Source organism: Roseateles sp. GW821-FHT03B02 (genome assembly GCF_059421025.1).
Genome location: NZ_JBWKUV010000002.1, coordinates 629548 through 648109 on the forward strand (window position 1 = coordinate 629548; position 18562 = coordinate 648109).

13 protein-coding genes are annotated in these 18562 nt (G+C 68.2%); 5 read left to right on the forward strand and 8 right to left on the reverse strand.

The features are described 5' to 3' along the window. Nucleotides 1-32: 32 nt before the first annotated feature. The 4 genes from AC07VX_RS09240 to AC07VX_RS09255 are packed head-to-tail and all read left to right on the forward strand — an operon-like array spanning nt 33 to nt 5308. The gene (locus AC07VX_RS09240; protein WP_493164411.1) at nt 33-2420 is read left to right on the forward strand and encodes a glycoside hydrolase family 13 protein; all 2388 of its coding nucleotides are present in this window, start codon (nt 33-35) and stop codon (nt 2418-2420) included. Then, complete coding sequence (locus tag AC07VX_RS09245) at nt 2417-3295, forward strand: aldo/keto reductase (protein ID WP_493164412.1); 879 nt, start codon at nt 2417-2419, stop codon at nt 3293-3295. Before AC07VX_RS09240 ends, AC07VX_RS09245 begins: the two co-directional genes overlap by 4 nt. Next, nucleotides 3277-4377, forward strand: coding sequence for a protein kinase family protein (locus AC07VX_RS09250; protein ID WP_493164413.1), 1101 nt, complete (start codon nt 3277-3279; stop codon nt 4375-4377). Before AC07VX_RS09245 ends, AC07VX_RS09250 begins: the two co-directional genes overlap by 19 nt. Nucleotides 4378-4420: 43 nt before the next feature. Beyond that, nucleotides 4421-5308, forward strand: coding sequence for a hypothetical protein (locus AC07VX_RS09255; RefSeq protein ID WP_493164414.1), 888 nt, complete (start codon nt 4421-4423; stop codon nt 5306-5308). On the opposite strand, the gene AC07VX_RS09260 is transcribed toward AC07VX_RS09255, so the two are convergent. The 8 genes from AC07VX_RS09260 to glk form a co-directional block, all read right to left on the reverse strand. Continuing rightward, nucleotides 5305-6144: a PA4780 family RIO1-like protein kinase gene (locus AC07VX_RS09260; RefSeq protein WP_493164415.1), complete on the reverse strand. Its 840-nt coding sequence runs from the start codon at nt 6142-6144 to the stop codon at nt 5305-5307. The genes AC07VX_RS09255 and AC07VX_RS09260 overlap by 4 nt on opposite strands. Continuing rightward, nucleotides 6141-6518 carry a Rid family hydrolase gene (locus AC07VX_RS09265; protein WP_493164416.1) on the reverse strand — a complete coding sequence of 126 codons (378 nt, stop codon included), beginning with the start codon at nt 6516-6518 and terminating at the stop codon, nt 6141-6143. Before AC07VX_RS09265 ends, AC07VX_RS09260 begins: the two co-directional genes overlap by 4 nt. After that, the gene (locus AC07VX_RS09270) at nt 6511-7257 is read right to left on the reverse strand and encodes a sugar nucleotide-binding protein (RefSeq protein ID WP_493164417.1); all 747 of its coding nucleotides are present in this window, start codon (nt 7255-7257) and stop codon (nt 6511-6513) included. The genes AC07VX_RS09265 and AC07VX_RS09270 overlap by 8 nt, the downstream gene beginning before the upstream one ends. A 182-nt stretch (nt 7258-7439) precedes the next feature. Next, on the reverse strand, nt 7440-8729 hold the full coding sequence (locus tag AC07VX_RS09275) for an alpha-amylase family glycosyl hydrolase (protein ID WP_493164418.1): 1290 nt from the start codon (nt 8727-8729) through the stop codon (nt 7440-7442). A 15-nt stretch (nt 8730-8744) separates the two neighbouring features. Further along, nucleotides 8745-10247, reverse strand: a complete 1503-nt coding sequence (locus AC07VX_RS09280) for a tryptophan halogenase family protein (RefSeq protein ID WP_493164419.1) — start codon at nt 10245-10247, stop codon at nt 8745-8747. A 15-nt stretch (nt 10248-10262) separates the two neighbouring features. After that, nucleotides 10263-11783: a tryptophan halogenase family protein gene (locus AC07VX_RS09285; RefSeq protein ID WP_493164420.1), complete on the reverse strand. Its 1521-nt coding sequence runs from the start codon at nt 11781-11783 to the stop codon at nt 10263-10265. A 98-nt stretch (nt 11784-11881) separates the two neighbouring features. Next, complete coding sequence (locus AC07VX_RS09290; protein WP_493164421.1) at nt 11882-14713, reverse strand: TonB-dependent receptor; 2832 nt, start codon at nt 14711-14713, stop codon at nt 11882-11884. A 442-nt stretch (nt 14714-15155) separates the two neighbouring features. Beyond that, a complete protein-coding gene (gene glk / locus AC07VX_RS09295) occupies nt 15156-16148 on the reverse strand; it encodes a glucokinase (RefSeq protein ID WP_493164422.1) in 993 nt (330 codons plus the stop codon). 349 nt (nt 16149-16497) lie between these two features. On the opposite strand from glk, the gene AC07VX_RS09300 reads away from it, so the two are divergent. Then, entirely contained in the window at nt 16498-18411 is a 1914-nt protein-coding gene (locus tag AC07VX_RS09300; RefSeq protein WP_493164423.1) for a glucokinase, read from the forward strand. Nucleotides 18412-18562 lie beyond the last annotated feature (151 nt).

Here is an 18562-nt window from a genome sequence, read left to right on the forward strand (position 1 = left end):
CCGCATCCGCGGCACCACGGATCGCCTTCCCCATGCCCAAGTCCCTCGCGCTCTGCGCCGCCCTGCTCGCGCTGGCCCCTGCTGCCCGCGCCGCCGACTGCAAACCCGCGCCGCTGGGCGATGCCACGATCTACCTGCGCGGCGCGCTGAACAACTGGGCGGCCCAGGACGAGCAGGCGTTCGAGTACCGCTGCGACGCCTACTACCTCAACCTCGCCGCCAAGGGCACGCAGGAGTTCAAGCTCGCCGACGAGGACTGGACGCCCGCGCTGACCTTCGGCGGCGACGCCAAGGGCAATCCGGCTCGTGGCGCCGGCGGCAACGTCAAGCGCGATTTCGGCGGCGAACATACGCTGCGCCTGGCCATCGCGGCCGACGGCAGTGCCGCCCTCGTCGTCGGGCCCAGGACCTTCAAGCCCACGCCGCCTCAAGCGATCACCGACCGCGCCGCGCTGACCGCCCACTTCAGCTCGCGGGCGGAAGAGTTCAAGGCCCCTTTCGGCGCGCAGCCAGCCGGCACCGAGATCCGCTTCAGCGTCGGCAACGACGCGCCGGGTCTCAAGAGCGCCACCCTCGTCATCGAACGCCGCCAGATGAGCGGCAACCAGGAGCAGCTGAGCTACGAGCCGCTGGCCCGCATCGCCATGACGCCGCACTCGCGCGGCCTGGGCGTGGGTTTTACGGCCCGCTATCGCTTTGCCGACATCGGCGTCTACGGCTACTGGTTCGAGTTGGAGATGTATGACGGCACGCGCTACGCGCTGCAGAACAACAGCGACGCCGTCTACTGGACGCGCGAGAAGGGCTCCATGGGTCCGGCCGCCATCGAGCGTTTGCCCGCCAGCGCCAAGCGAGTCCGCCGCTACCGCCAGACCATCTACGCACCTGACTTCCAGGTGCCGGCCTGGACGAAGGACATCGTCTACTACTACGTCTTCCCCGAGCGCTTCCGCAACGGCGACAAGGCTAACGACCCGCGCCCCGGCGGCGGCCGGCCGCAGGACCGCTACCAGAACGGCGACGTCGAGCGCCATGCGACCTGGAACGAGAAGCCGTTCAAGCCGGCTGGACCTGGAGAGAAGGGCGACGGCTCCGACGCCCTCTACAACAACGACTTCTTCGGCGGCGACCTGGCCGGCATCATCGAAAAGCTCGACTACATCCAGAGCCTGGGCGCCAACGCCCTCTACCTGACCCCGGTCTTCCGCGCGCCCAGTAACCACAAATACGACGCGGCCGACTACAAGCAGATCGACCCGGCCTTCGGCACGAACGACGACTTCGTGCGCCTGTGCGCCGAAGCCGCCAGGCGCGGCATCCGTGTCATCCCCGACACCTCGCTGAACCACGTCGGCGCGGACTCGCCCTACTTCAACCGTTACGGCAACTTCCCCGCCGGCGGCGCCTTCGACAACGGCAAGCCCAACCCCGCCTCGCCCTATTACGGCTGGTTCAAGTTCAAGCCCGAGGAGAAGGACCCGAACAAGCAGTACCAGGGCTGGGTGGGGGTGGCCGACCTGCCCGAGATCGACAAGAGCAACCCGTCCTTTCGCGCCTACGCCTACCGCGACAAGGACTCCGTCACCAACCTCTGGCTGGACCGCGGCGCGGCCGGCTGGCGCATGGACGTGGCGCCCTGGGTGCCCGACGACTTCTGGCGCGAGTGGCGCCAGGCGGTGAAGGCCAAGAAGCCGGATGCACTGACGGTGGCCGAAACCTGGTTCGACAGCTCGAAATATTTCCTCGGAGATATGTTCGATAGCACCATGAACTACATCTTCCGCAACGCCGTGCTGGACTACGCCGCCGGCAAGTCGGCCCAGATGATGGCCGCCAACCTGGAGCTGATGCGCGAGGCCTATCCGCCGCAGGCCTTCTCAGCGCTGATGAACCTGCTGTCCACCCACGACCAGCCGCGCGCCCTGCACCACTTCGGCGAAGGCCAGGACCTCCAACTCGCCAAGCAGCGCCTGCGCCTGGCCGTGTTCTTCCAGATGACCTACCCCGGCTCGCCCACCATCTACTACGGCGACGAGGTGGGCCTGGGCGGCGGCGACGATCCCTACAACCGCGCACCCTACCCCTGGGCCGACGAAGGCGGCAAGCCCGACGAGGCCCTGCTGGCCGACTTCAAGCGGCTGACGAAACTTCGCCATGACCTGCCCGTGCTGCGCCACGGCACGCTCTCGGCGCCGCTGCATGTCGACGAGCATGTCGTCGTGCTGGCCCGCCAGGACGGCAAGACCTGGGCCCTCACCGCCACCAACAACAGCACCACCGCCAGGACCGTCAAGGTCGGCCTGCCCTTCCCGGCCGACACCCTGCGCGACGCCCTCGGCGGCGACGCGGTGACGGCCCAGCACGGCTGGATCCAGCTCACCGTGCCGCCCCTGTTCGGCCGCGTCCTCGTCACGCCATGATCCTGAATCCTCTCGGCCACAGCGGCCTCAAGGTGTCCGCGCTCGGCTTCGGCGCCATGCACATCAACGACGAGCGCACGACCGAAGCCGAGGCCGGCGCGCTGCTCAACCATGTGCTCGACCAAGGCATCAACCTCATCGACACCGCGCGCGGCTATGGCCTCAGCGAAGCGCGCATCGGCCGCCACATCGCCCACCGCCGCGCGGAGTTCGTGCTGTCTACCAAGGTCGGCTACGGCGTCGAGGGCGTGCCGGACTGGACCTACGACTGCATCGTCGCCGGCGTCGAGCGTGCGCTGAAGCTGTTGAAGACCGACTGGCTCGACATCGTCCACCTGCACTCCTGCCCCCTGCCGGTGCTGCAGCAGGGCGACGTGGCCCGCGCGCTGAATGACTGCCGTGCGGCCGGCAAGCTGCGCGTGGCCGCCTACTCCGGCGACAACGCCGAGATCGATTTCGCCATCGAAAGCGGCAGCTTCGGCGGCCTGCAGACCTCCATCAGCCTCTGCGACCAGGCCCACCTGAAGACTCGCGCCGCACGGGCCGACCACGCCGGCATCGGCGTCATCGCCAAGCGCCCGCTGGCCGGCGCCGTGTGGCGCCACGCCGAGCGGCCCGCCGACTTCGCCGAAGGCCAGTACTGGGACCGCTTCCAGGCCATGGGCATCGCCTGCGCCGAGGACTGGGCGGACGTCGCCCTGCGCTTCGCCGCCTTCCACGCCGGTGCCGCCAGCGCCATCGTCGGCACGGCCAAGCCGGCCAACCTGCGCCGCAACCTGGACGCCATCGCCCGCGGTCCGTTGCCGGCCGAGCGGGTCGTCGCCATCCGTGCCGCCTTCGACCGCCACGGCGATGCATGGCCGGGCCTGATCTGACGCTGGACGCCCGGCGCCAGCAGGCCAACCTGGCCTTCATCGCCAGCGGTGCAGAGTTCGCCTTCGGCAGCGAAACCGCCCTGCCCCTGCCCGTCGCCGCGTTGCAGTCCCTCGCGGCCGACAGCCCGGGCGTCGAGGCCCTCCACGATGGCGGCCTGACCGCCGAAGTGATCTGCCTCAACCACGACGGCCACCGCTGGGCCGTCAAGCGCGCCCGCGCCGAATGCCGGGTGCGCAACGACGACGGCCGCACCTCCTTCCTCAACGAGCTGCAGCGCCACGCCGAACTGGCCTCGCTGGCCCTGCCCGGCATCGTCGCACCCGTCTACGGCTCGCTGCACGCCGGCCTGGTCGTCTCGCAGTGGATCGAGGGGCGTCACCCCGGCGTGCTGGACGAGCGCCAGGCCCGCCGCCTGCTCGACGCCGGCTGCGCCTTGATCGAGCACGGCTTCTTCGAATGGGACTACAGCGCCGGCAACCTGCTGGACGACGGTGAGCGCATCTGGCTCTACGACTTCGGCTACTGCTACCGCTTCGATCCGCTGACACAGCTCAACAGCGCCGGCGATGGCTGCGACAACCCGCGGCATCACCTGGCCGAGCGCATCGAGGGTCGCCATCTCTTTGGCGCCCTGCTTGACGCCGGCAGCGACGCGCAGGCCCTGCCGCACTTCGTCCGCTTCAAGCAGCTGGCCGGCGCCGCCTATGAAGCGCTGGCCGGGCGGCTGGCGCGGCGCGGCGCGACGCCGCACGTGCTCGGTCACTACCGTAGCCTGGCCGCGCGCTGGCGGCGTGAGCTGGCCCGGGCACCGGCGCAGCTCTACCTGACCGACGCCTGGCAGGCTCACCGCAGCGATCTCGACGACGACCTGCGTGGCCGCTCCTGCACGCCGCGCACGCTCAGGCGCGCCCGGTGGCTGCAGCGGGCGCTGCAAGAGCACGGACCAGCCCTGCGCGGCTGCGGCGCGCTGGCACCCGAGGACGCCGCCCTGGACGATGCGCGCCTGCTGCAGAGGCTGCGCGAGCACGAAGCCGAAGCGCAACAACACCAACTCAGGGTAAACCCGAGCGCCTCGGGTTGACGCCAGCGCGCCGGCCGCGCCGGCTGCCGCATGATGGCGGTTCATGCAATCGATCCCGCCGCCGATGCGACGCCGCCAGCTGCTGCTCCTGCCCCTGCTGCTTGCCGGCCAGCCGGTCTGCGCCCAGCCCGGCGAGCCGGCGCGCCTGCCCCGCCACATCAGCATGCCGGACCCGCAGCTGGGCTACGTGCGCCGCGTCGTCGAACTGGCCCTGGCCCGTGCCGGCAGCAAGCTGGAGATCCGCCTCGTCGACCTCGACATGACGCAGGGCCGCACGCTGATCGAGCTGGCCACGGGCCACAGCCCCATCGACCTGATGTGGACGATGACGGACAACCAGCGTGAGTCGGGCGGCCTGTTGCCGGTGCGCATTCCCATCGACCGCGGCATGCTCGGCTGGCGCCTGCTGCTGGTGCGGCGTGCCGAGCTGGAGCAATGGCAGCGCGTGCGCACGCTGAAAGACCTGCGCCAGCGCGTGGCCGGCCAGGGCCACGACTGGCCCGACACCACCATCCTGCGCGCCAACGGCCTGCAGGTAGGCACCAGCAGCGGCTACGAGGCCTTGTTCCGCATGCTGGCGGCCGGGCGCATCGACTACTTCCCACGCTCCATCCTTGAGATCGACGCCGAGCTCGCCAGCGGCCGCTACCCCGAGCTGGCCATCGAGCCCGGGCTGATGCTGCACTACCCGGCGGCGGCCTATCTCTTCGTCAGCCCCAGCCGTCCCGACCTTGCGGCGGAGCTCAGGACCGGCCTGGAGGCAGCCGTCGCCGATGGCAGCTTCCAGCGCCTGCACCGCGAGTTCTACGGCGCGGTACTCAAGGCCCACCCCATTTCGGCCGGCCGCGTGCTGCGCCTGAGCAACCCGCTGCTGCCGCCCGAGACGCCGGTGACCCGCAGCGAGCTGTGGATGCAGCCCGGCGAGGCCTAACTCATCCGCAGCAGGCGGTCCGCCTCTTCGCGCCGCGCGTCTTCGATTTCGCGCAGCACGGCCGACAGGTCGACCTCACCGGGTTTGTGCTCGTAACGCCCCGCCAGCGGCGTGTCGGGCATCAGGCGGCCGGCGGCATAGAGGGCCCAGATCTCGGGGCCGTACTGCGTGGCCAGCAGCGCGGGTGCGTGCTGGCCGAAGAAGTTGCGCAGGTTGTTCACGTCGCGGATCAGCATGCGCGGTGCGTGGTTGTTGCCGGCCGCGTCCACGGCCTGCGGCAGGTCGATGATGACCGGCCCGTCGGCGGCCAGCAGCACGTTGAACTCCGACAGGTCGCCATGGATGACGCCGGCGCACAGCATGCGTACCACCTCGCCGATCAGCGTGGCGTGGTGCTGCTGCGCCTCTGCCTCGGTGAAGGTCAGGTCGTTCAGCCGCGGCGCCGCGTCACCATGCTCGTCGGCCACCAACTCCATCAACAGCACGCCATCATGGAAGTTGCCCGGCTGCGGCACGCGCACGCCGGCCGCGGCCAGGCGGTAGAGCGCGTCGACCTCGGCGCTCTGCCACGCTGCCTCCTGTTGCTGGCGGCCATAGGCAGTGCGCTTGGCCATCGCGCGCCCCTGCCGGCTGTTGCGGACCTTGCGGTTCTCCGTGTAGTCGACGGCCTGGCGGAAGCCGCGCTTGTTGGCCTCCTTGTAGACCTTGGCGGCGCAGGTGTCGTCGCCGCAGCGCACGACGTAGACGTCGGCTTCCTTGCCGCTCTTGAGCTGCCGCACGACGCTGTCGATCAGGCCTTCTTCAATCAGTGCCTGCAGGCGGGCGGGTGCTTTCATCGGCCGATTGTCGATGCCCCCGCGGCGAGGGACGTCGCGACGGCGATCAGTTCTACCTGCAGCCCCGGCGCCAGGCCCGACTGGAAGCAGGCCCGCTGCGGCCAATGCTCGGGGCAGGGGCCGATCCAGGCCTGCCATTGCCTGTCGAAAGCGTCGCGGTTGGCGATGTCGGTCAGGATGACCTGCAGCGACAGCAGATGCGTCCGCGCCGAGCCGGCCTCCAGCAGATGCGCTTCGAGCATCTGCAGGCTCTGGCCGACCTGGGCCTCGAAGCCCGCCGCCGGGTCGGTCGCGTTGGCCACCGTCCAGACCAGGCCGCCATGAGCCACGGTGCGGCTGCGGCCCTTGCCGTCGATGGGCCAGCGCTCAATCACGGGCAAGGCCCGGCAAGCGGGCCGACAGCGGCGGCAAGGCACTCGAGCCGCCCACGAGACGCTGATCGTGGCGGTAATCCTCGTGGGCCTCGACGCGCCAGTCACGCGCGAACTTGCGCGCCAGTGCCCGGGCCAGCTCGTCGAAGCGCCAGGCCTCTTCGGCATTGCTGTCCAGGTGGTGCACGCCGGCCAGTGGTCGTTCGATGAGCCCCAGCAGGGCTGCGGCCGTGTCCTCCATGAAGGAGCAGGCCGGCGTCCAGGCGCTGCTGGCCGCCACGCGGCCATCGCGCTGTTGCCATTCGTCCAGCGTCAGCAGCATGTTGTTGCCGGGCCGGGTCGCGTCGATCTGCCAGCCGATGCGGGCGATGACGGGCCGCTCGTTGGCCAGCAGCACGGCATCCTCGCAGTCGGCTTTGTAGCGGCCGTAGTCGTCCTTGGCGTTGCGCGCATCGGCCACGTCATGCGGGCCGTCGGGCTCGTGATCAAACACCATCACGGTGCTTGTGAACAGGAAGTTCGGGCAGCGCGACGCCAGCCAGCCGGCGAAGCGCGCCGACGCCATGCCCAGGTGGGCCACGGCGTCCACGGACTGGGCGGCCAGCCAGGCGGCCGACAGCGCCTCGTCGTCCGGGTTGACCGCCTGGCGGTCCCAGCCGATGACCTGGTGGCCTGCAGCCCGTGCGGCTTCGGCCAAGCGCGGGGCCAGCGTGCCGCTCAGGCCGGTGATCAGAATCTTCATGAGAGGGTCAGGAGGGTCAAGACGCTGCGCAGCCAGTCGCTGCGGCCTTGCTTCAACACGGTGCCGTCAAGGCTGGACTCGCCAGAAGTGCCAGAGCCCGGTGGCCGCGTCGAAGACAAGGCCGCTGGAGTCGCTGAGCTAGTTCCTGCGCGCCGCGAAATGGACATGGGGTCGATGCTCGTTCAAGACAGATGCCATCCCCAGGGCCCGAGCTTGTGGCCCTGCCAGGTCTGTTCGGCCTTGGACAGGTTGACGGCGACGCGCACGGCGTCTTCGCCCAGGCGGCGCTCGAAGGCGACGACGTCGGCCGGCGCCTCCAGCAGCCTGACCGGCGCACCGTACTGGCCGGCGGCCAGCGCCGGATGCGCGTGCTTGAGCGCCACGAGTCGGGCGTAGAAGTCGCTCAGCTCATATCGCTTCCAGTCGATGGCATCCTTCTCGAAGAACTCCAGCTTCTTGGTGAGCCGCGACTCCTGGCCGTTGTAGATCAGCGGCATGCCGGGCAGCGTGAAGGTCAGCACTGCCAGGGCCTGGTAGGCGTCACCGTAGAGATCGGCATCGGTGCCATGCCAGGAATTGAAGTCGTGGTTGCTGGTGAAGCGCATGCGGTAGGCATAGGCCGGGTAGCCCGCTGGCTGCTTGGCCAGCCACTCGCGCAACAGCGGTGCACCGGCCTCGCCCTTGCCGATTTTCTTGAAGACCTGGTCGGCCAGGTCCCAGGAGTAGGTCATGTCGAAGGCACCGCTGGTGTGCAGGTCGATGGCGTCCGACTCGGCCAGCATGAACATCGGCTTGACGGCATCCAGTTCCTTGCGGGCGCGGACCCAGAAGTCGGTCGGCACTAGGCTGGCGACGTCGCAGCGGAAGCCGTCGAGGTTGACCTCGCGCACCCAGAACTTCATCGAGTCGATCATCGCGGCGCGCAGGCCCTCGCTCTTGTAGTTCAGCGCGACGACATCGTCCCAGTGCTCCTCGCTGGCCTGGCCTTCGTTGAAGGTGACGGGATAGATCTCGCCCTTGGCGTTGAGCTTGTACCAGTCCTTGTGGGCCGCGGCCCAGGGGTGGTCCCAGGCGGTGTGGTTGGCCACCCAGTCGAGGATGACCTTGAAGCCCAGCTTGTGCGCAGCGGCGACGAAGGCCTTGGCATCGGCCGGCGTGCCGAACTCGGGGTTCACGGCCGTGTAGTCGCTGATCGAGTAGTAGCTGCCCAGCTTGCCCTTGCGGTTGAGCCTGCCGATGGGCTGCAGGGGCATCAGCCACAGGATGTCCACGCCCAGGTGCTTGAGGCGCTGCAGGTCGGACTGCACGGCCTGCAGCGTGCCCTCGGGCGAGAACTGGCGGACGTTGATCTGGTAGATGACGGCCTGGCGGGACCAGGGCAGATGGGGCATGTCTTTCGTGGCACTCATGGCGGGCAGGGCGAGGGAGGAAGCGGCAGTCAGCACGGTACGGCGACGCAGGGGCAGGGTCATGGTGTGGGCCTTGGTTCAGGAGGGCGCCGCGCAATGGCGGGCGATGTAGTCGGCGTGGTCAGGCATCTGCGCCACGCTGTTCGTGACGGCGCGGTGGACAGCTTCGAGGTAGTCGTGCACCTTGTCCTGCGCCTGCAGCGCGGCGAAGGGGTGGTAGCTCTCGGGCATCAGGTTCTGCCCGGCCATCACCTGCAGCCAGGCCGTCTCGGTGAAAAGCTCGCCGTTGAAGCGCTGGACGCGGCCATGGCCACGGTAGAGCGCGATCTTCTCGCGCAGCGACTCGGGCACGGCCATGTGGGCGCAGTCGCGCCAGAAGGCGGAGTCGTCGCGCTGGTTGACGTGGTAGTGCAGCACGATGAAGTCGCGGATGCGCTCCCAGTGGAAGCGGCTCTGGGCGTTGAACTCGGCGATGTCGGCCGGGCTGAAGCCGCGGTCGGGGAAGAAGTCGATCAGCAGCTGGATGGCCTGCTGGATGAGGTGGATGCTGGTGGACTCCAGCGGTTCCAGGAAGCCGGCGGCCAGGCCGATGGCCACGACGTTGGCGTTCCAGGTCCTGCGACGCATGCCGGCCATGAAGCGCAGTGCGCGCGGCTCGGCCAGCGCCTTGCCGTCGAGGTGGGCCAGCAGCGTCGCGGCGGCCTCGTCGTCGCTGACGTGGTGGCTGCTGTAGACATGGCCGTTGCCGGTGCGGTGCTGCAGAGGGATGCGCCATTGCCAGCCGGCGTGATGGGCCGTGGAGCGTGTGTAGGGTGTCAGCGGGGACGCCGGCTCACAGGGCACGGCCAGCGCGCGGTCGCAGGGCAGCCAGTGGCTCCAGTCGTCGAAGCCGGTCTTGAGCGTCTCCTCGATGAGCAGGGCACGAAAACCCGAGCAGTCGATGAAGAGCTCGCCGATGATGCGCTCGCCGCCGGCCAGCACGACGGCGTCGATGTCACCGCCTTCGCTGCGCGTCGCATGCGTGATGCGCCCCTCGGTGCGCCGCACGCCGCGCGCCTCGGCAAGGCGTCTCAGATAGCGCGCGTAGCGGCCGGCGTCGAAGTGGTAGGCGTAGGCAATGTCCGCCAGCGGCGAGTTGGCCGGCTCGGGGCGGGCCGGCATGAAGCGGTTGGCGCGCGCGGCCTGCTGGGTGATGGCGTAGTCGCCCAGCGGCCGGGCAAGGCCGGCCAGGCGCAGGCGGTGCCAGTACTGCTCGAAGCCGACCGTCCAGAGGTCCTGGCCGATGCGGCCGAAGCCGTGCATGTAGCGGTTGCCCACGCGGCCCCAGTTCACGAACTCGATGCCCAGCTTGAACGTGCCGCCGGTTTCGCGCAGGAAATCGTTCTCGGCGATGCCGACGATGCGGTTGAAGCGCTGGATCAGCGGGATGGTGGCTTCACCGACACCGACGATGCCGATCTCGTCGGACTCGACGACGCGGATGCGGTAGCGGTCGCCGACGACGGTGACCAGGCCCAGTGCCGTCATCCAGCCGGCGGTGCCGCCGCCGACGATGACGATGTCCTGGAGCTGGGCGGGCATGCGCGGTGCTCCGGCCTACATCGGCTGGGCCGCGCAGTGCTGGGCGATGTAGTCGGCGTGGTCGGGCATGACGGCCACGCACTTGGCGATGACGTCGCGCACGCTGTCGAGGTAGTCGAAGGTCGCCTGCTCGGTCTGCAGTTCGGCCAGCGGATGGTGGCGCCGGGGCACGAGGTTCTGGCCTTCCATGACCTGCAGCCAGCCCACCTCGGTGAAGAGCTCGTTGTTGAAGCGCACGATGCGGCCGTGGCTGCGGAAGAGGTCCATCTTCTCCTTCAGCGTCTCGGGCACGGCCATGTGGGCGCAGGCCTTCCAGAACTCGGAGTCCTCGCGCTGGTTGAGGTGGTAGTGCAGGATGATGAAGTCGCGGATGCGCTCGTAGTGGAAGCGGCTGGTGCGGTTGAATTCCTCGACGTCGGTCGCGTCGAAGCCGCGGTCGGGGAAGAAGTCGATGAGCTGCTGGATGGCCGCCTGGATCAGGTGGATGGAGGTGGACTCCAGTGGCTCCAGGAAGCCGCTGGACAGACCGATCGCGACAACGTTGGCATTCCAGGTCTTGCGGCGCATGCCGGTGACGAACGGGATGCGCCGCGGTTCGGCCAGGGGCTTGCCGTCCAGGTTGGCCAGCAGGGTCGCCGCGGCTTCGTCGTCGCTGACGTACTGGCTGCAGTAGACATGGCCGTTGCCGATGCGGTGCTGCAGCGGGATGCGCCATTGCCAGCCGGCACGATGGGCCGTCGAGCGGGTGTAGGGCGTCAGCGGCGCAACGGACTCGCAGGGCACGGCCAGCGCGCGGTCGCAGGGCAGCCAGTGGCGCCAGTCCTCGTAGCCGGTCTGCAGCGTCTGCTCGATCAGCAGGCCGCGCATGCCCGAGCAGTCGACGAAGAGCTGGCCTTCGATGCGTTCGCCGCTTGCCAGGACGACGGCGTCGATGTGGCCGGCGTGAGCGCCTTCGGCGACGCGGGTGGCGTGCGTGATCTTGCCCTCGATGCGCTGCACGCCGCGGCTCTCGCTGAGGCGGCGCAGGAAGCGGGCGTACAGGCTGGCGTCGAAGTGATAGGCGTAGTTGATGTCGGCCAGCGGTGAGTTCTCGATGTCATGGCGCGCCGGCATGAACTTGTTGGCCTTGCTGGCCATGCGCGTGATGGAGTAGTTCTCCAGCGTCTGCGCGCGACCGGCGGCACGCAGGCGGTGCCAGTACTGGTCGAAGGGCACGGTCCAGAGGTCCTGGCCGATGCGGCCGAAGCCGTGCATGTAACGGTCGCCCAGCCGCCCCCAGTTCACGAATTCGATGCCGAGCTTGAAGGTGCCGCTGGTCTCGCGCAGGAACTCGTTCTCATCGATGCCCACGACGCGGTTGAAGCGCTGGATCATCGGGATGGTGGCCTCGCCGACGCCGACGATGCCAATCTCGTCGGACTCGACGACGCGGATGCGGTAGCGGTCGCGCACGGCGGACGACAGCGCCGCGGCCGTCATCCAGCCGGCCGTACCGCCGCCGACGATGACGATGTCTTTGATCAGATGCTCGGACATGAGGTTCTCGAAATGGAAAGGCCCCGCCGACGATATCGCTGCGGGGCCCCGGCGCAAACCGAAGAGGGGCAGGGTTTGAACCCATGCCCCGCCATGGCTTAGAACTTGTAGTTCACGCCAAGCAGATAGGTCTTGCCGTACTTGACGGACTCGACCACGTTCTCGTTGCCGTTGGCATCGGGCAGGTAGCGCTTGAACTCGGTGTTACCCAGGTTCTGCGCCGAGAAGTTGACCGAGAGGCCCTTCATCCAGCCGGTCTGGAACTCATACGCGACCTGCAGGTCGACGATGGCCTCGCCCTTGACGAAGGTCAGCTTGCGCGTGTCTTCGTAGTCGCGGATCTCGCCCAGGAACTTGGAGCGGTACTTGCGCGCCACGCCGATCTGGAAGCCGTTGGCCTCGTAGTACAGCTTGGCGTTCGTGACCTTTCGCGACAGGCCGGGCATCGGCAGGTCGATGCTGCCGATGTCGGCGCCGTTGAAGCCGCTGACCGGGAGCTTGACCGAGCTCTGCGTGTCCGAGTGGTTGATCTGCAAGCCGAAGCCGTCGAGCCAGCTGGTGACCAGCGAGAACGGCAGGTCGGCGTTCAACTCGATGCCCTTGATGTTGCCGCCGGAGCCGTTGAACGGCATCGTCAGCGTGCCGATCTTCGAGCCGCTCGGGGGCAGCGGGGTGCTCGGCGTCACATAGGGCGAGAAGTCAAAGCGGCGGCCGACGTTCAGGATGTAGCTGTCGAGCTTCTTGTAGAAGCCGGCGATGCTGATCACGCCCTTCTTGCCGAAGTACTTCTCGTAGGACAGGTCGAAGGCCTTGGCGCGGAAAGGCTCAAGGGTCGGGTTGCCGCCGCCGCCGGTCAGCTGGGCAGGATCGCCGTTGGTGGGCGTGCTCAGGTTGAAGGACAGACCGGCGCGCAGGTCGTTCATGACCGGGCGGGCCAGCACCTTGGCCAGGCCCATGCGCATGACCTGGTCATTGCCGAGGTCGAACGCCACGTTCAGGCTGGGCAGCACATCGGTGTACTTGGTGTCGCCGGAGACATAGTCGGCCGGGCAGGTCGTCGCGGTGTTGCCCGTGCACTTGTTCTTGTCGACGGAGTAGCCGCCACCGTGCTGGTCGGTGTGCACGACCTGCAGGCCGACGTTGCCGCGGTAGTTCAGGCCGAACAGCTCGCCATCGAGGTCACCCTTGATGAAAGCGGTCGAGACCTTTTCCTTCACGTCCCAGAACTTGACGCGGATGGGCTCGTCGACCTTGCTGACCAGGTCGTAGATCCCGCCCTCGGAGCCCGTCGGGTCCCAGGACAGGATGGGCACGCCGCTGTAGCCGGCGACCACCGGGCTGGGGTTGGTCATCTGGGCGGTGCCGTAGGGGTCGCCACCCTTGATGGCCAGACGGTACTCGTCCGAGGTGCGGATCTTCTTGCGGTCCGACAGGTTCAGGCCAACGGTCGTCGCGCGGATGGGGCCGAACTCGGTGCTGTTGGTGAACGTCAGGCGGCCGTTGTTGATGGTGTCGGTCGTGACCGGGCGGGCCAGATAGCCGGCCTGCGGCGAGCTCGGGCCACCGCTCCAGCCTTCCACGTCCGTCAGGCGTGCGTTGGCCGGGTTGGAGAAGTCGACGCTGGTCTTGTACTTGACGTCCTGGAAGTTGTTGCCGTTGAAGCCGGTCCAGGAGATGGAGCTCAGCTGCGAGGCGGGCGTGTTGCCGGCCTGGCCGGCCGTCGTCTCGTAGCGGTTGGTGTGGCGCTCGCCCTTGGAGCGCGACAGGTCGAGATTGGTGCTCCAGGTGTCGCTGAGCTTGAGCTCGCTGTTCCAGCCGAAGTTGGTCAGCTTGTCCTTGTCGGTCGTCAGGTGGTTGCGGATGACGGCCTTGTAGTTGGACATCGTGCCGCTGGTGGCCACGCCGTTGGTGATGGTGGCCGCCGACAGCACGCCCGCCGGGTCGTACTGGTCCGACAGGCTGCCCGCGCCGCTCGCGCCGAACGGGATGCCGCCTTCAAGGCCGGTGCGCTTGAGCTTGTTCGTGCCGCGCGACTGGAACACGTCGACGGTGCTCTTGAAGTCCTTGTTGGGACGGAACTGGAAGATGCCCAGGAAGCCGTCGCGCTTGTTGTCGTTGGTCTCGATGTCGGACTTGAAGCCGCCCGGCACCTTCACGTTGCTGCCGTTGTAGGGAACGTCGGCGGCCCAGCCACCCCAGCTGTCGAACTTCAGCTGCTGGTTGTTGCGCTCGTCCAGGCGCGTGACGGCCAGCGCCACACCAATGGTGCGGTCGGCGAACTGGTCGATGTAGGAGAAGGAGTAGCGGTCGCCGCTGCCTTCCTGCGGCGCGCCCGAGCTGATGCCCGTCTTCTGGCGGCGGTAGCCGGCCGCGAGCACGCGGTTGGCGAAGTTCAGCGGCTGCACGGTCGTCAGGTTGACCGTGGACGACAGGCCCTGGCCGACCAGCGTGGCGTCGGGCGTCTTGTAGACGACGATGCCGGACAGCAGTTCTGCCGGGTAGACGTCGAACTCGGGCGAACGGCTGTCGCCGGTGGAGGCCTGCTCGCGGCCGTTGAACAGCGAGCCGTTGAAGTCCGGCGACATGCCGCGGATGCTGATGGTCGACGCCTTGCCGGTCGACTTGTTGCGCTGCACGGCGACGCCGGGCAGGCGCGACACCGATTCGGCCACGCTGGTGTCGGGCAGCTTGCCGATGTCTTCGGCAGAGATGGCGTCGACGATCGAATCGCTGTTCTTCTTGACGGAGATCGCGGCTTCGATGCCCTTGCGGATGCCCGTGACCGTCACGGTCTCCAGTTGCTGGGGCTGTTCCTGCTGCTGCGCCATCGCGCCCGTGGCTGCGATGAGCAGCGTGCAGCCGACGGCCACCGGACTGATGCGGAAGGACGCAGTGGCAACCGAGCCACGCTTGTCTTTGCTCATGGTCATGAATGTCTCCTCTGGTTCATTGGAAAACGGCTTGGCCCGAAGTCCGCCCGCCGAGGTATCGGCCTGCGTCTGGTGGGCGAGAACCCAACGTCTCGACCAGCTTTGTATCAAAACTAGATTTTTTTCCGCACCTGCGTAAACCCTAGACGTTGCGCAGAAGCGACCTGATTTCGGCTTGAATCCGAGGGTAAACCAGCATGGAATTGATATTTACGAACAAAGCACGCCAACGAGAACGGTGAGGCAATGACCAATGTGTAGCTCAACTACAGCACAAACCTAGGGGTTAACAACAAGCCCGGGATCCGTGAAGAAAGCCACGGCGGCCGGGGCGCGCGATCGACCGCAGCCCGCGCAGGCACACCCGCACCGCCATCCCATCCGGGGTGGCGATACGGGTGCAGATCAGGGATGGGCCGTCGCGCTGACTGCGCGCGGCAGGTCAGGCGTCGGCCTGCTCCAGCGCCAGGGCGGCGCCAGACAACGCGGCAAGCGTGTCGGTGATCAGGGCCGTCGGGATGCCCGCCAGGAAGGCCTGGAAGCGGCCCTTGGCCTCGAAACGGCGGCGAAACTCCGACTGGAAGAAACGCTCGCCGAGGCGCGGCACGATGCCGCCGCCGATGAAGACGCCGCCACGGGATCCCAGCGTCAGCGCGACGCTGCCGGCAAAGCCGCCCAGCATGGCGCAGAACACATCCAGCGTGCGCACACAGGCCGGCGATTCGCCCGACAGGCCACGCGCGACGATCTGCTCGGTGGGCAGGGTGCCGACGTCCTCGCCTTCGCCGAGCACGGCTGCGACACAGCGGCAAAGCACCGGCAGGCCGATGCCCGACAGAAAACGCTCGGCTGACACATGCGGGAACTCGCGGCGCGCCTGGCTCAAAACGGCGCTCTCGAAATCGTCGGCCGGCGCCAGCGTGGCATGCCCCCCCTCCCCCGGCAGCGCCAGCCAGCGCCCCGGCGCGCGCACGACCCCGCCCACGCCCAGCCCGGTGCCCGGGCCGATGACGGCCATGACGGTGCCGACGGCCACGTCGCCCGTCGCCGGCGGCGGCGCTCCCCAGGCGCGCAGCTGACCGGCGCGCAAGCGCGGCAGCGACAGGGCCTGGGCCTCGAAGTCATTCAGGCAGAGCAGCGTGCTCAGGCCCAGCTCCTGTTGGGTTCCCGAGCGCGAGAAGCTCCAGGCGCCATTGGTCAGCTCGATGCGATCGCCGTCCAGCGCCGTCGCCAGGGCGAAGGCAGCGCTCTGAGGCCCGGCCTTGCCGGCAGGCTGGCCGTCCAGATAGGCGCGAACCGCGGCCGCCGGGCCGGCGTGGCCCGCCACGGGCAGTACGCGCACATCCTCCACCGCCGCGCCCGGGCCGGCCACCGTGCCGAAGCGGGCGTTCGTACCACCAACATCCGCCACCAGCCAGGGATAGGCGGCGCTCATGCCGGGACTCCCGAAACGAGAACGATTGAAAGGCTGCGGATATTCAGGAGTCGGACGTTGGCAAACACAGGACTGAAAAGGGTGAAATTACGGTCGGAGCGGACGGTAGCAAAACTACATCAAATCGACAATACAGCCTCACCCGAGGTTTCGATTTGCGGCGCAGAAAACGCTTTCAAATCCCGGCAACTCGTCCCTCGCCCTGGGGAAACTCGATTGCCGATAGCCTGTAGTGAAGCTACAACCTGTTTGGCACCCAGCCCGCCTTCCCCGATGACGGCCCCTCCGGGCGGCCTGCGGGCCTGCTGAATAATCGCCCGTCCTATTCCCTCAGGTTTCGCCAGCGCCCATGCCCCGTTTCGACAGCCCCCGTCTGCTTGCCGATATTGGCGGCACCTACGCCCGTTTCGCATTGGAAATGGGCCCCGGTGAATTCACGCAGATGGCCTCGCTGCGCTGCGCCGACCATGCCGATTTCCACGCCGCCGTGCGCGCCTATCTGACTGGCCTGAGCTGGCAGGACGGCAGCGCGCAGCAGATCGCCCACGCGGCCATTGCCATCGCCAACCCGGTCGAGGGCGACCGGGTGCGCATGACCAACTACCACTGGCAGTTCTCCATCGACGAGATGCGCCAGCGCCTCGGGCTGGACACGCTGGTGGTGGTCAACGACTTCACCGCCCTGGCCATGGCCCTGCCCCGCCTGGCCGAGGTGGACGTGCGCCAGGTCGGTGGTGGCCAGGCGCGTCGACCCAGCGTCATCGGCCTGCTGGGCGCGGGCACGGGTCTGGGCGTCTCCGGCCTGATCCCCGCCGGCGAAGGCTGGATTGCCCTCGGCACCGAGGGTGGCCACGTCAACTTCGGACCGCGCGACGAGCGCGAGATGGACATCCTTAAGTTCGCCTGGAAGACGCTGGACCATGTCTCCTATGAACGCCTGATCTCCGGCCCCGGCCTGGAGCTGATCTACAAGGCCCTGGCCGACCGCAACGGCATCGTCAACGCAGAGCCCCTGCTCGCCCCCGCCATCACCCAGCGCGCGCTGGAGGACAGCGACAAGCTCTGCCTGGAAACGCTCGAGGTGTTCTGCGGCCTGCTCGGCACGGCCGCGGCCAACCTGGCCGTGACGCTCGGTTCGCTGGGCGGCATCTACATCGGCGGCGGCATCGTGCCGCGGCTGGGCGAGTACTTCGACCGCAGTCCGTTCCGCGAGCGCTTCGAGGACAAGGGTCGATTCCGCGACTACGTATCGGCCATCCCCACCTTCGTCATCACCGCCGAGAACGCCACCTTCAAAGGCGCCTCGGCCATCCTGGAAAACCAGCTGCGCACCCTGCAGGCCTCGCCCGGCTCGGCCATCCTGGGCCAGATCCGCCGCGCCCGCAGCGAGCTGTCGCCCGCCGAGCTGCGCGTGGCCGACCTCGTGCTGGCCCAGCCGCGCTCGGTGCTCAACGACCCCATCGCCGAGATCGCCCGCGCGGCCGGCGTGAGCCAGCCCACCGTCATCCGCTTCTGCCGCTCCCTCGGCTGCGAAGGCCTGTCGGACTTCAAGCTGCGCCTGGCCTCTGGCCTGACCGGCACCGTGCCCGTCACCCACACCCAGGTCAACACCAACGACTCCATGCTGGAGCTCGGCGCCAAGGTGCTGGGCAACACGGCCAGCGCCATCCTGCAGGTGCGCAGCCACCTGAATCGCGACACCATCGACCGCGCCATCGACATGCTGCTGGCCGCCAGCCGCATCGAGTTCTTCGCGCTGGGCCACTACGGCGTCGTCGCGCAAGATGCGCAGTTCAAGTTCCTGCGCTTCGGCATGCCCTGCGGCGCCTACACCGACCCACGCCTGCAACTGCTGGCTGCCGACGTGCTGCGCGAGGGCGACGTGGCCGTCGTCATCAGCAGCGGCGGCCGCCTGCCTGAGCTGATCTCCGTCGTCGAAAAGGCGCAGGAGCGCGGCGCCAAGGTCGTGGCCATCACGGCCAGCCAGAGCCCGCTGGCCAAGAAGGCCGATGTGACGCTGATCGTCGACCACATCGAAGACATCGCCACCCACCTGCCCATGGTCAGCCGCATCCTTCACTTGCTGGTCATCGACATCCTGGCCGTGGGCGTGGCCATGCGGCGCAACCCGGACAGCATCGCAGCACTGTCGGCCGACGCGCCCGAGGATGACGACGCCAAGCCAGCCCGTGGCGCCAGCACCGCAGCGCCCGGCGTCAGCATGGCCTCGCCGCTGGCACGCCTGACTTCGCACAGCCGTTGAACTGGCAGGGCCTGCCTCTCCCGGGCGCATGACTTTCGCCAAGCCCCGATTCGCTCACGACGATGAGCCATTCGCGGGCCAACTGGCCGCCGTTCAACCGATAGGCTAGCCCCAAGTTCGACAAAGGGCACAGACCCGAGGTCCTGGGAGG